Raw genomic sequence first — 12,177 nt, forward strand, 5'->3', positions numbered from 1 at the left:
GGCGCTCACGACCGTTGCCACCGACGTGGACGCTCCCGCCGCGATCACCAACGCCGTCTATGTCGGTGAGCAGCTGGCCCCCTTCGAGCTTGAGATCCCGGGACTGGCGATCACGGTCGGCGTTCAGGACCTGAGCGCCGCGATCACGGATCTGGCCGTCGGCGATGTCAGCGGGTTCGGCCAAGAGCTGCAAACCAGCGCCGCTGAGGGCATCATGGTCGCTAATTTTGCGGCCGTCTTCGGCCTGGATGCGCTGGGCTCCATCGCCGCCGACGTGCCGCTGGGCTGATCGCACGCCGGCGGTCACAACGTGGCGGGCCGGACCACCACCACGGACCTGGTCCGCGGGCCCTCGTCGCGCAACAGCGCGATCACCCGGCCGTCGGGGGCACTGGCCGCGTAGATGCCGTCGATACCGGCCGGCGTCAGCGCGCGTCCGTGCGCGGCCGCGTCGACCTCGTCCGCGGTCAGATTTCGGCGCGGGAACATCTGCAGACATGCCTGGTCGAGGGACAGGCTCAGCTCGGGCTGTTCGGCGAGCTCGTCGAGGGTGCGGGCCAGGTCCAGCCCGAAGCGCCCGACCCGGGTGCGCCGCAGCGCCCGCAGATGCCCGCCCACCCCGAGCAGGTCGCCCAGATCGCGGGCCAACGCCCGAATGTAGGTCCCCGACGAGCAATCCACCTCGACATCGAGATCGACGAACTGGCCGTGCCTGCGCGCCGACACGACGTCGAATCGGTCGATGCGCACCGGGCGGGCGGCCAGTTCCACGGGCCGGCCGGCCCGCGCGAGCCGGTAGGCCCGACGCCCGCCGACCTTGACCGCGCTGACCGCCGACGGCACCTGCATGATCTCCCCGCGCAGCCCGCTGATCGCGCCGGCAATGTCGGCCTCGGTCAGGTGTCCGGCGGAAACCTGATGCAGCAGCTCGCCTTGGGCGTCCTCGGTGGAGGTGGACTGGCCGAGCCGGATGGTAGCGGCATAGGACTTCGCGGTTTCGGTTATCAAACCCAGGATCTTGGTGGCGCGATCGATCCCGATCACCAGCACCCCGGTGGCCATGGGATCCAACGTCCCGGCGTGGCCGACTTTGCGGGTGGCGAAGATCCTTCGGCACCGTGTGACCACGTCGTGGCTGCTCAGACCGCCCGGCTTGTCGACGATGATGATTCCGGGGTCGGTACTCATAGCACGATCGCGGTCAACACCAGGCCCCCGGTCACGGCCCAGCGCCCGGTCAGCGTCGTCAGCGGCGGCCCGAAGAGCGCGGTCGGCTCGATCAAGATCCGTGCCAGGAAACCGCCACCGCCGGCACCGTCGACGTCGAAAGTGATGTGAGCGTCTTCGAACCCAAGCCAGCGCTTGGTCAGCGGATACCACGCCTTATATGTGGATTCTTTGGCGCAGAACAGGATTCGGTCCCAATGGAACCCTCCGGGCAGCGCTGCCATGGCGCGACGCTCGGCAGGCAGGCTGATCGCGTCGAGGACACCCCGCGGCAACACGTCGTGCGGTTCGGCGTCGACACCCACCGACCGAATCCCGACGCGCCGGCCCACCACCGCGCCGCGGTAGCCCGTGCAGTGGGTGAGGCTGCCCACCACGCCGTCGGGCCAGCACGGTTCGCCCTTGTCGCCCTTGAGGATCGGCACCGGCGGGTATCCCAGCTCGCCCAGTGCGATGCGGGCGCAGTAGCGGACGGTGATGAACTCGTTGCGCCGCTTGGCCACCGAGCGGGCAATCAGCGGCTCCTCTTCGGGCAAGGGCGCCAAACCGGGCGGGTCCGCATACATCTCGGCAAAGGCCAGGTCGTCGCGTTCGTCCGGTAGCACCGACGACATCAGCCGCCCGGATGTCATCATCGTGATTGCCGCTGGCGCAGCCGGTTCCGGAACTGCTCGGCCTGCCTGCGCAGCTCGGGGGTGATGGCGAAATGACCGCCGAAATCGTTGAGATAGCCCGGCGCGTAGCGCGGATCGGGCAGCACCTGCCGCAGCCAGCTGTAGGGTTTGCGGCGCCGCCATTCCCGCGGATAGCCCACCGACACCTCTTCGAAGCGCACACCGTCATACCAGGTGGTGCGCGGGATGTGCAGGTGGCCGTAGACCGAGCAGGTCGCGTTGTAGCGGGTATGCCAGTCGGCGGTCGCGGTGGTGCCGCACCACAGCGAGAACTCCGGATAGAACAGCGCGTCACAGGGCTCGCGGACCAGCGGGAAGTGATTGACCAGCACGGTCGGGGTCATCCAGTCGAGTTGGTCGAGCCGCGCCCGGGTGGCGGTCAGCCGCTGCGCGCACCACGCTTCGCGGGTGCCGTAGGGCTGCGACGACAACAGGAATTCGTCGGTGGCCACCACGTTGCGTTCCCGCGCGATGGCCAGTCCGTCGGCCTTGGTGGTCGCCCCCGCCGGCAGGAACGTGTAGTCGTACAGCAAAAACATCGGCACGATCGTGGCCGGGCCGCCCCGCTCGGTCCACACCGGGAACGGATGTTCGGGTGTGACCACGCCCATCTCGTCGCACATGGCGACCAGATACTCGTAGCGGTCCCGCCCGAACACCTGCATCGGATCGTTGTTGGTGGTCCACAGCTCATGGTTGCCGGGCACCCAGATCACCTTGGCGAACCGTCGCCGCAGCAGGTCGAGCGCCCAGCGGATCTCGTCGGTGCGTTCGGCGACGTCGCCGGCGACGATCAGCCAGTCGTCGGGCGAGGCAGGATGCAGCGATTCGGTGACGGGCTTGTTGCCGAGGTGGCCGGTGTGCAGGTCGGAAACCGCCCACAGTGTCGGCTGACCTGCACCGGTCGACTCATCCTCCGAATTCTGCCCAGCCACGACTGCCCAGCCTAATGACCCGCATCGGGGCGGCGCGGAGCCGACCGGGTAGACTCCCGGCAATGCCCGGAAAGCGCGAGGGGTCCGATCGTCGACCGCCGTCTGGCTGCGGCACCCGGTGACCACCACCTCGGCGCGCCCGGCGGGGTCGGCACTGCGCACTGCCGCCAGGCATCTCGTCGGGCGCACCGTCGGGCATCTGCTCGGCCTGCCCGCGGAGACCACCGGCTACCGCGTGCACCGCGTCCGGATCCCGATGCGCGACGGCGTCGAGCTGGTGGCCGATCACTACGCGCCCGTCGCCACCGATCCGGCGGGCACCCTGCTGGTCCGCGGACCCTACGGCCGGGGGTTCCCGTTCTCGCTGATATTCGCCATGCTCTACGCCGCCCGCGGCTATCACGTGGTGCTGCAGAGCGTGCGCGGGACGTTCGGATCCGGCGGGGTCTTCGAGCCCATGGTTCGCGAGGCCGACGACGGCGCCGACACGGCCGCCTGGCTGCGTCGGCAGCCGTGGTTCACCGGTCGGTTCGGCACCATCGGGGTCTCCTATCTGGGGTTCACCCAGTGGGCGATGCTGACCGATCCGCCGCCCGAGCTGGCCGCTGCCGTCATCATCGCCGGCCCGCACGATTTCGGCGCGTCGGCCTGGGGCACCGGAGCATTCGCCGTCAGCGACTTCCTGGGCTGGAGTGATCTGGTCGCCCACCAGGAAGACGCCGGACGGATCCGGGCCGCCATCCGACAGCTACGGGCCCAGCGCCGGGTGGACCGCGCTGCCGGCCAGGTGCCGCTGGGCGCTTCGAGCAGAGCTTTGCTCGGCGACCGCGCGCCGTGGTATGACGGCTGGCTCGCTCATCCCGACCTCGGCGACCCGTTCTGGGAGGAGGTGCGGTTCACCGCGGCGCTGGACCGGGTGCAGATCCCGGTGCTGCTGGTGGGAGGTTGGCAAGACCTGTTTCTGACGCAAACGCTGCACCAGTATCGGCATCTGCGCGACCGGGGGATCGATGTCGCGCTGACCGTCGGTCCCTGGCCCCACACCCAGCTGCTGACCAAGGGCCTGGGCGACATCACCCGGCACACCCTGGCCTGGTTGGACACCCATCTCGGTGCGGTGTCCGGCGCAGCGCGCCGCGCCCCGGTGCGCGTGTACGTCGGCGGCGGGCGGGGCTGGCGCGACCTGCCCGACTGGCCACCGGCCACCACCGAAAAGACGCTCTACCTGCAGCCCGGCGGCGGTCTTGCGGACGCACCGCCGAGCGCGGCAGCCCAGATCAAGCCCGCGACGTTCCGGTTCGACCCCGCCGACCCCACACCGACGATCGGTGGGCCGATGCTATCCCCGGACAGCGGTTACCGCGACGACAGCCGGCTGGTCCGCCGCCCCGACGTGCTGGCCTTCAGCGGCGACCCGCTGGCCGCGGACCTGGAGGTGCACGGTAACCCGGTCGTCGAGGTGGCCCACAGTTCGGACAATCCGCACGTCGACCTGTTCGTCCGGGTGAGCGAAGTCGACGCCCGGGGCCGGTCGGTCAATGTCAGCGACGGCTACCGCCGGTTGGCCGCAGCCACGACCGACCCGCAGCCGGTCCGCTTGACCCTCGACGCGGTCGCGCACCGGTTCCGTGCCGGTTCACGAATTCGCGTGCTGGTCGCCGGTGGCTGGTATCCGCGTTTTGCCCGCAACCTGGGCACCGGCGAACCGGTGACGACCGGCCGGCAGATGCGGTCGGCCACCCACGCGGTGCACTTCGGCGCCTCGCGGCTGGTGCTGCCGGTCGAGGCGGGCTAAGACGGGCAGCCGACGGTGTCGCGGACCCGGTCGGCGACCCGGCCCAGCGTGGCGTCGTCGGATACCGGCGTGGCCGCTGTTGCTGTCACCGGGACCCAAACCCAACTGGTACAGCCGGCGTATTCGGGGCGCCGTGCCAGCGAGACCGGCGCCGCCAGGGCCATGGCCCGCACGACCAGCACGGTCAGGCGGTGCTTGGGCCGGAAGTCGAGCCGGTCTTCGCGCACCGAGTCGGCGGTCCAGATATGCAGGTCCTCGATGTCCCCGAGTCGCTCGGGGCGGTGAACGGGCACTGCGGCGACGACTTCGGCCGCCGCCCGGATCACCACCCGGTCCTGGGTGCTGTCGGCGGACGCCGCGACCAGCAGATCGCGGTGCTCGGGCCGCACCCGCTGTGCATGAGCGTGTGCGACGGTGGGGAACAACAGAAACTTCTCGGCCGCCACCTCGAACCGCTTCTCCCCGATCCCGCCCTTGCGCAACAGGACGCTCTGACGGCCCTCCAGCAGCGCCTGCACGACCGCGCTCCACTCTTTGAGCGCGGGCATTGTCGCGGCCGGGGGCACACCGTCCACGATAGGCGCGCTGCTACCACACGGTCAGCGGCCGCGGATGCCGATGCCGGCGCAGTCGCTGATCCTTGGTCACCAGCCGCCAACCGTGTTCGACGGCGGTGGCATAGATCAACCGGTCCGCCGGATCGCCGGGAAACGACGCCGGCAGCGACACCGCGGTAGCGGCGATCGCCGGCGTGATGCCGACGGTGCGGACGTGTTCGCACAGCTGCGCGAGCCAGGACCGGACAGGAATCGTCAGTGTAATGCGCTCGTGGTCGGCGAGCCACGCCAGCTCATACCAGGTGATCGCCGCAACCGCAAGCTCGTCGGCCTGCTCGATGGCGCTGTCGGCGGTCTGGCTCAAGCGCCGCGGCTCGGCCGCCCACCAGTGGACGACGTGCGAGTCGAGCAGCACCGTCGTCATGAGGCGTTCCAGGATTCCCCGGTGGTAAAGAGCTGGTCGTCGTCGGCAGCCGTCATCACCACTCCGGCCAACCGGCCCTTGAGTGCGTGCGGCCCCGTCGCTGTCACCAGCCGCGCCACGGTCCGGCCGTGTTTGGTGATCTCGATTTCCTCACCGTCGGCCACTTCGTCCAGCAATGCGAGAAGCTTGGCCTTGGTCTCCGTGGCAGTCATTTTTCTGGTCATATTGTCAGTTTACTGGTCCGAACGTGGCTTACTACGGTGACCTCATGGCCGACGACATCCTGCTGATCGACACCGACGAGCGGGTCCGCACGCTGACCTTGAACCGCCCCGAGTCGCGTAATGCGCTGTCGGCGGCGCTTCGGGACCGTTTTTTCGCCGCGCTGGGCGACGCGGAGTCCGATGACGACGTCGACGTGGTGATCCTCACCGGCGCCGATCCGGTGTTCTGCGCGGGACTGGACCTCAAGGAGCTCGGCGGGGGCTCCGCGCTGCCGGACATCTCGCCGCGCTGGCCGGCGATGAGCAAACCGGTGATCGGCGCGATCAACGGCGCGGCGGTCACCGGCGGGCTGGAACTGGCGCTGTACTGCGACATCCTGATCGCCTCCGAACACGCGCGGTTCGCCGACACCCACGCGCGGGTGGGCCTGCTGCCCACTTGGGGGCTCAGCGTGCGGCTGCCGCAGAAGGTCGGCGTCGGGCTGGCCCGCCGGATGAGCCTCACCGGCGACTACCTGTCCGCTGCCGACGCGCTGCGCGCCGGCCTGGTCACCGAGGTGGTGCCGCACGACCGGCTGCTGCCCGCCGCCCGGCAGGTGGCGGCATCGATCGTCGGCAACAACCAAAACGCGGTGCGGGCGTTACTGGCCTCTTACCACCGCATCGACGAATCGCAGACCAGCACCGGGCTCTGGCTGGAAGCCACCGCCGCCAGGCAGTTCAGCGTCACCGGCGACGACATCGCCGCCAACCGCGAGGCGGTGCTGCAGCGCGGCCGCGCACAGGTGCGCTGAGCGCGGCGTCCCTTTGCGGCGAGTGTGCGTGTCTGTACGCGACACGCCGGTGGGAGCGTACCGACACGCACAGTCGGCGAGATGCTACGGCAGCCTCCGGACAACGCGGCACGGATTGCCGGCGGCGACGACGCGCGCGGGCACGTCAGCGGTGACCACAGCGCCCGCCCCGACGACCGAGTTCGCACCGATCGTCACCCCCGGGCAGACGATCACGCCGGCCCCTATCCACACGTTGTCACCGATATCGATGGGCGAGGCCAACTCCCACCCGCTGCGTCGGGCGTCGTGGTCGTCGATGGGGTGATGGGCCGTAACCAGTTGCGCACGTGGGCCGATCAGCACGTTCGCGCCGATGGTGATCGGTGCGCAGTCCAGCAGGATCACGTCATAGTTGAGAAAGCTGTGGGCGCCGATGCTGATGTAGGTTCCGTAGTCGCACTGGAATGGCGGCAGGATCAGCGCACCTTCGCCCAGCGACCCGAGCAGTTCGCCCAGCAGCGCTCGGCGGGCGCCGTCGTCCTCAGCTGAGTTGAACGCGTCGAGCAGGCGCTGACAGGCCCGCCGGCTCGCGACCAGGTCGGGGTCGTCCGCCCGGTACAGCGCCCCACTGAGCATGCGCTCGCGCTGGGTCACGTCCCGGTCACCGCCCACCGACCCGAAATCGTCCGGGCACCGACGAACGCGAGCCGCAACGCGATGAACGTGGCCAGCCCGGCCCAGATGCCCGCCAGCCCCCACCCGAAGACCAGCGCCAGCCAGATCAACGGCAAGAATCCGGCCAGCGCGCTGACCACGGTGGCGTTGCGCAGGAACGTGGCGTCGCCGGCGCCGAGCAGCACCCCGTCGAGGGCGAACACGACTCCGGCGAACGGCAACGTGGCCACCAGAAACCACCACGGCACCGCGATCGCGGCCAGCACCGACCGGTCGTCGGTGAACAGCGAAGGCAGCACCGCGGCGCCGACAGCGAACGCCGCCGCCAACGTGCCGGCGGCGGCGGTGGACAGCACCGTGACCCGCCGGGCCACGAATCTGGCCCGGGGCGCATCACCGGCCCCCAGGGCCGCACCGACCAGCGCCTGCGCGGCGATCGCCAGTGAATCAAGCACCAGGGCAAGGAACTCCCAGATCTGCAGCGCAATCTGATGAGCGCCCAACGCCGCGGCACCGAACCGGGCAGCCACCGCGGCTGCCGAAATGAAACAGACCTGAAAGGACAGCGTGCGCACCATCAAATCGCGGCCCATCACCAGCTGTGCCCGCCACACGGCCGGATCGAACCGCAACGACACCCGTTCGGCCAGCAGCGCTCGTCCGAACAGCAGCGCAGCCACCCACTGCCCGACCAGGTTGGCCACCGCCGAGCCAGCCAGCGCCAGTCGTGGCAGCCCGAGCCAGCCGTACACCAGCAACGGGCACAACAGTGCCGAGAGCCCGAACCCGGCGACGACGAAGCGCAGCGGACGCACGGTGTCCTGCACGCCGCGCAGCCACCCGTTGCCGGCCAGCGACACCAGAATCGCCGGGGCGCCCAGGATCGCGATCCGCAGCCACGGCAACGCCGTCGCGGCGATATCCTCGCCCGCCGGTCGGGTTCCGGCGATCACCGACACCAGCGGCGCCCCCATGGCTTGCACTGCGACGGCGATCAAAGCACCCAGACCCAGGGCCAGCCAGGTGGCCTGCACCCCCTCGGCCACCGCCGAGGGCCGGTCGCCGGCGCCGAAGCGGCGCGCCGATCGGGCCGTCGTGCCGTAGGACAAAAACGTCAGATCCGAACCGACCAGGCCCAGGAGCAGCGCGCCGATGGCCAGCCCGGCCAGGCTCAGCGCGCCGAGCCGTCCGACGACCGCGGTGTCGAACAACAAATACAGCGGTTCGGCCGCGAGCACACCCAGCGTGGGCAGCGCCAGCTTGGCGATGCGCCGGCCACCGGCCGCGGGCCGACTCCGGTCGATCAAGGCGGGTCAGCCCAGTGCCGCGCACAGCGACGCGACGACGCCGTCCAGCGAGCCGGTGGCCGTGTACCCGGCCGCCAGGCGGTGCCCGCCGCCGCCGAACCTCGACGCCACCGCTGCCAGATCGACCGCGGCCTTGGCCCGCATCGACACCGACCACTGCTGCGGCTCGATTTCCTTCAACACCACCGCCACTTCGGCCTGTTGCGTGGTGCGCACGATGTCGATGATGCTTTCGACGTCCTCGGAGCGTGCGCCGGTCCACTCCCGGTGGTCGACCACGGCATAGACCAGCCCGCGGCCACCCACCGCGTCCGGTCGCAGCCGCGCTTGTGCCAGCACCCTGGACAGCATCGTCAACCAGGAAAAGGGATGGCTGTCGAATAGGGTCCGGCTGATCGCCGCGTTGTCCACGCCGAGTTCCACCAGCCGCGCCGCCAACCGATGGGCCCGGGCGCTGGCCCAGCGGAACGACCCGGTGTCCGTGGTCAGGCCGGCGTAGATGCAGTGCGCCACGGCGGCGTCGATCGGTTTGCCCCACGCGTCGAGCAGTTCGGCGACCAGCATCGTCGTGGAATCCGCTGAGGGGTCGACAAAGTTGGCGGTGCCGAACAGCTGGTTGGACGCGTGGTGGTCGATCACCAGCAGTTCCTGGCCGGGACCGGCCAATTCGGCCAGGCTGCCGAGCCGGGTGATGCTCGGAATGTCCACCGTGACCAGCAAATCGACGTCTCGGCGCATGGCTGCCGGGTTGACCAGCAGCCGGCCGCCGGGCAACGACTGCAACGACTCCGGCAACCTCGCCGGCTCGGCGAAGCTGACCTGTACCGCCGTGCCGCTCCGCTCGAGCACCAGGGCCAGTGCCAGCCCCGCGCCGACACTGTCGGCATCGGGGTACACGTGGCAGACCACCCCGACCGTGGCGGCCGCGGAGAGCAGCCCGGCGGCGCCGTCGGCGCCGACCCGCCGCACCGCCGGGTCAGTCGTCGGATCGATCGTCGTCACCGCTGTCTTCCCCCCTCGTGCGGTAGGGGTCGGCCGCTCCGGCCGGCTTGGCGTTGCGCCGGACCCGGGCCAGGTCGGCATCGGCGGCGCGGGCACGAGCCAGCAATTCCGCCATCCGATGGCTGGCCTCGGGCACGGTGTCGCGGGCAAACGTGAGTGTGGGAGTGAACCGCACGCCGGTGCCCGCGCCGACTTTGGTGCGCAGCACACCCTTGGCGCTTTCCAGCGCCGCCGCGGCGCCGGCATAATCCGGATCCTCCTGCAGCGTGCGACCCATCACCGTGTAATACACGGTGGCGTCGTGCAGATCGGCGGTCACCTTGGCGTCGGTGATGGTGACCCCGGTCAGCCTCGGATCTTTGATCTCGTACTCGATCACCGACGCCACGATCGTGGCGATCCGCTTGGCCAGCCGGCGCGCCCGGGCCGGGTCAGTCATCACAGGCTTTCGCGTTGCTACCCACGTTCGATGGCCCCCTTCACGGCGTTCATCAGTCCCGCGCCTTCTCCACCAGCTCGTAGGTCTCGATCACGTCGCCTTCCCGGACGTCGGAATAGCCCAGCGTCAGACCGCATTCGTAGCCGTCCCGCACCTCGTTGACGTCGTCCTTCTCCCGGCGCAGCGTGGCCACCTTGAGGTTGTCGGCGACCACGATGTTGTCGCGCAGCAGCCGCGCCTTGGCGTTGCGGCGCACCACACCGGAGGTGACCAGACACCCGGCGATCACGCCGACCTTCGAGGACCGGAACAGCGCCCGGACCTCGGCCCGGCCCAGCTCGACCTCTTCGAAGACCGGCTTGAGCATGCCGCGCAGCGCCTTCTCGATGTCGTCGATGGCCTGGTAGATGACCGAGTAGTAGCGGATCTCCACACCTTCGCGGTTGGCCAGCTCGGTCGCCTTGCCCTCGGCGCGCACATTGAACCCGATGATGATCGCGTCCGAGGCCGACGCCAGGTTGACATTGGTTTCGGTGATGCCGCCGACACCGCGGTCGATCACCCGCAGCTCCACCTCGTCGTCGACCTGGATGCCCATCAACGCCTCTTCCAGCGCCTCGACGGTGCCGGCATTGTCTCCCTTGAGGATAAGGTTGAGCTGACTGGTTTCCTTCAGCGCCGAGTCCAGGTCCTCCAGGCTGATCCGCTTGCGCGAGCGCGCCGCCAGCGCGTTGCGCTTGCGGGCGCTGCGCCGGTCGGCGATCTGGCGGGCAATCCGGTCCTCGTCGACGACGAGGAAGTTGTCCCCGGCGCCGGGCACCGACGTGAAGCCGATGACCTGCACCGGCCGCGACGGCAGCGCTGCCTCGACGTCCTCGCCGTACTCGTCGACCATGCGGCGGACCCGGCCGTAGGCATCGCCGGCCACCACCGAGTCGCCGACGTGCAGCGTGCCGCGCTGCACCAACACCGTGGCCACCGGGCCGCGACCGCGGTCCAGCTGCGCCTCGATCACCACGCCCTGGGCCTCCATGTCGGGATTGGCGCGCAGGTCCAGGGCGGCGTCGGCGGTCAGCAGCACCGCCTCGAGGAGCTGGTCGATATTGGTGCCCTGCTTGGCCGAGATGTCGACGAACATCGTGTCGCCGCCGTATTCCTCGGGCACCAAACCGTACTCGGTGAGTTGCCCGCGAATCTTGGCGGGATCGGCGCCCTCGACGTCGATCTTGTTGACCGCCACCACGATCGGCACGTCGGCGGCCTGTGCGTGGTTGATGGCCTCCACTGTCTGGGGCATGACCCCGTCGTCGGCGGCGACTACCAGGATCGCGATGTCGGTGGCCTTCGCTCCACGGGCACGCATCGCCGTGAACGCCTCGTGACCGGGGGTGTCGATGAAGGTGATCGGCCGCTGAGTGCCGTCGTGGTCGACAGCGACCTGATAGGCGCCGATGTGCTGGGTGATGCCGCCGGCCTCGCCCTCGCGCACGTTGGTCTGGCGGATGGTGTCCAACAGCCGGGTCTTGCCGTGGTCGACGTGACCCATCACGGTCACCACCGGAGGACGGACCTGCAGGTCCTCCTCGCTGCCTTCGTCTTCGCCGTAGGACAGGTCGAAGGATTGCAGCAGCTCGCGGTCCTCGTCCTCGGGCGACACGACCTGCACGTGATAGTTCATTTCGCTGCCGAGCAGCTCGAGGACCTCTTCGCCGACGGACTGGGTGGCGGTCACCATCTCGCCGAGGTTGAACAGCGCCTGCACCAACGCGGCCGGGTTGGCGTCGATCTTTTCGGCGAAATCGCTCAGCGACGCCCCGCGGGCCAGCCGGATCGTCTCGCCGTTGCCGTGCGGTAACCGCACCCCGCCGACGACCGGCGCCTGCATCGAGTCGTATTCCTGGCGCTTCTGGCGCTTGGACTTGCGGCCTCGTTTGGGAGCGCCGCCCGGCCGGCCGAACGCCCCGGCCGCACCGCCGCGCTGGCCGGGACGTCCGCCGCCGGCACTCCCGGGACGGCCACGGAAGCCACCGCCGGGCGGAGCGGCCACGCCCCCGGCGCCACCACCGCCTCGATAGCCTCCCCCACCGGGTCGGCCGCCGGCCGGCGCCCCCGCCGCCGGCTGGGTGGGTTACGTCGGCGCCG

At 69.9% G+C, this 12,177-nt stretch carries 12 protein-coding genes and 2 pseudogenes; 3 read left to right on the forward strand and 11 right to left on the reverse strand.

The genetic code is table 11. The features are described from left to right. Nucleotides 1–289, forward strand: a pseudogene (locus tag F6Q13_RS15630) (PE family protein); the annotation flags it as partial. Nucleotides 290–303: 14 nt separating this feature from the next. On the opposite strand, the gene truB reads toward F6Q13_RS15630, so the two are convergent. From truB to F6Q13_RS15645, 3 genes are read right to left on the reverse strand one after another with little or no spacing between them, the layout of a single operon-like run. Next, complete coding sequence (gene truB / locus F6Q13_RS15635; RefSeq protein WP_293058328.1) at nt 304–1,188, reverse strand: tRNA pseudouridine(55) synthase TruB; 885 nt, start codon at nt 1,186–1,188, stop codon at nt 304–306. After that, the gene (locus F6Q13_RS15640; RefSeq protein ID WP_293058331.1) at nt 1,185–1,859 is read right to left on the reverse strand and encodes a 4'-phosphopantetheinyl transferase; all 675 of its coding nucleotides are present in this window, start codon (nt 1,857–1,859) and stop codon (nt 1,185–1,187) included. Before F6Q13_RS15640 ends, truB begins: the two co-directional genes overlap by 4 nt. Next, nucleotides 1,859–2,836 (reverse strand): metallophosphoesterase, encoded by a 978-nt coding sequence (locus F6Q13_RS15645; RefSeq protein WP_293058334.1) that lies wholly within the window; start codon nt 2,834–2,836, stop codon nt 1,859–1,861. Before F6Q13_RS15645 ends, F6Q13_RS15640 begins: the two co-directional genes overlap by 1 nt. Nucleotides 2,837–2,954: 118 nt before the next feature. Between F6Q13_RS15645 and F6Q13_RS15650 the strand changes: the two genes are divergently transcribed. Beyond that, complete coding sequence (locus F6Q13_RS15650; protein ID WP_293058337.1) at nt 2,955–4,631, forward strand: CocE/NonD family hydrolase; 1,677 nt, start codon at nt 2,955–2,957, stop codon at nt 4,629–4,631. Here the strand turns inward: F6Q13_RS15650 and F6Q13_RS15655 are convergent. From F6Q13_RS15655 to F6Q13_RS15665, 3 genes are read right to left on the reverse strand one after another with little or no spacing between them, the layout of a single operon-like run. Then, nucleotides 4,628–5,179 carry a DUF1802 family protein gene (locus F6Q13_RS15655; protein WP_293058354.1) on the reverse strand — a complete coding sequence of 184 codons (552 nt, stop codon included), beginning with the start codon at nt 5,177–5,179 and terminating at the stop codon, nt 4,628–4,630. The genes F6Q13_RS15650 and F6Q13_RS15655 overlap by 4 nt on opposite strands. 40 nt (nt 5,180–5,219) lie before the next feature. Next, on the reverse strand, nt 5,220–5,612 hold the full coding sequence (locus F6Q13_RS15660) for a PIN domain-containing protein (RefSeq protein WP_293058340.1): 393 nt from the start codon (nt 5,610–5,612) through the stop codon (nt 5,220–5,222). Then, nucleotides 5,609–5,824 carry a type II toxin-antitoxin system Phd/YefM family antitoxin gene (locus F6Q13_RS15665; RefSeq protein ID WP_293058343.1) on the reverse strand — a complete coding sequence of 72 codons (216 nt, stop codon included), beginning with the start codon at nt 5,822–5,824 and terminating at the stop codon, nt 5,609–5,611. The genes F6Q13_RS15660 and F6Q13_RS15665 overlap by 4 nt, the downstream gene beginning before the upstream one ends. Before the next feature lie 56 nt (nt 5,825–5,880). Here F6Q13_RS15665 and F6Q13_RS15670 point away from each other — a divergent pair, with 56 nt between their 5' ends. Continuing rightward, complete coding sequence (locus F6Q13_RS15670; RefSeq protein WP_293058345.1) at nt 5,881–6,630, forward strand: enoyl-CoA hydratase; 750 nt, start codon at nt 5,881–5,883, stop codon at nt 6,628–6,630. An 84-nt stretch (nt 6,631–6,714) separates the two neighbouring features. Here F6Q13_RS15670 and F6Q13_RS15675 read toward each other — a convergent pair whose 3' ends face one another. From F6Q13_RS15675 to infB, 5 genes and pseudogenes are all read right to left on the reverse strand, one after another. Beyond that, nucleotides 6,715–7,248 (reverse strand): sugar O-acetyltransferase, encoded by a 534-nt coding sequence (locus tag F6Q13_RS15675; protein ID WP_293058357.1) that lies wholly within the window; start codon nt 7,246–7,248, stop codon nt 6,715–6,717. A gap of 14 nt (nt 7,249–7,262) precedes the next feature. Further along, on the reverse strand, nt 7,263–8,591 hold the full coding sequence (locus F6Q13_RS15680) for an MATE family efflux transporter (protein ID WP_293058360.1): 1,329 nt from the start codon (nt 8,589–8,591) through the stop codon (nt 7,263–7,265). Between the two features lie 9 nt (nt 8,592–8,600). Further along, nucleotides 8,601–9,596 carry a bifunctional oligoribonuclease/PAP phosphatase NrnA gene (locus tag F6Q13_RS15685; RefSeq protein ID WP_293058348.1) on the reverse strand — a complete coding sequence of 332 codons (996 nt, stop codon included), beginning with the start codon at nt 9,594–9,596 and terminating at the stop codon, nt 8,601–8,603. Further along, nucleotides 9,571–10,035 (reverse strand): 30S ribosome-binding factor RbfA, encoded by a 465-nt coding sequence (rbfA, locus tag F6Q13_RS15690; protein ID WP_293058351.1) that lies wholly within the window; start codon nt 10,033–10,035, stop codon nt 9,571–9,573. Before rbfA ends, F6Q13_RS15685 begins: the two co-directional genes overlap by 26 nt. Before the next feature lie 52 nt (nt 10,036–10,087). Further along, nucleotides 10,088–12,157, reverse strand: a pseudogene (gene infB, locus F6Q13_RS15695) (translation initiation factor IF-2); the annotation flags it as partial. Nucleotides 12,158–12,177 lie beyond the last annotated feature (20 nt).

It is taken from the genome of Mycobacterium sp., from assembly GCF_008709575.1.
GTDB lineage: Bacteria > Actinomycetota > Actinomycetes > Mycobacteriales > Mycobacteriaceae > Mycobacterium.

Bases quoted from the DNA above. Each gene is read 5' to 3' on its own strand.
- F6Q13_RS15660 (WP_293058340.1), bottom strand. From the start codon at position 5,612: ATGACGACGGTGCTGCTCGACTCGCACGTCGTCCACTGGTGGGCGGCC.
- F6Q13_RS15655 (WP_293058354.1), bottom strand. From the start codon at position 5,179: ATGCCCGCGCTCAAAGAGTGGAGCGCGGTCGTGCAGGCGCTGCTGGAG.
- rbfA (WP_293058351.1), bottom strand. From the start codon at position 10,035: ATGACTGACCCGGCCCGGGCGCGCCGGCTGGCCAAGCGGATCGCCACG.
- truB (WP_293058328.1), bottom strand. From the start codon at position 1,188: ATGAGTACCGACCCCGGAATCATCATCGTCGACAAGCCGGGCGGTCTG.
- F6Q13_RS15640 (WP_293058331.1), bottom strand. From the start codon at position 1,859: ATGACATCCGGGCGGCTGATGTCGTCGGTGCTACCGGACGAACGCGAC.
- F6Q13_RS15665 (WP_293058343.1), bottom strand. From the start codon at position 5,824: ATGACTGCCACGGAGACCAAGGCCAAGCTTCTCGCATTGCTGGACGAA.
- F6Q13_RS15675 (WP_293058357.1), bottom strand. From the start codon at position 7,248: ATGCTCAGTGGGGCGCTGTACCGGGCGGACGACCCCGACCTGGTCGCG.
- F6Q13_RS15670 (WP_293058345.1), top strand. From the start codon at position 5,881: ATGGCCGACGACATCCTGCTGATCGACACCGACGAGCGGGTCCGCACG.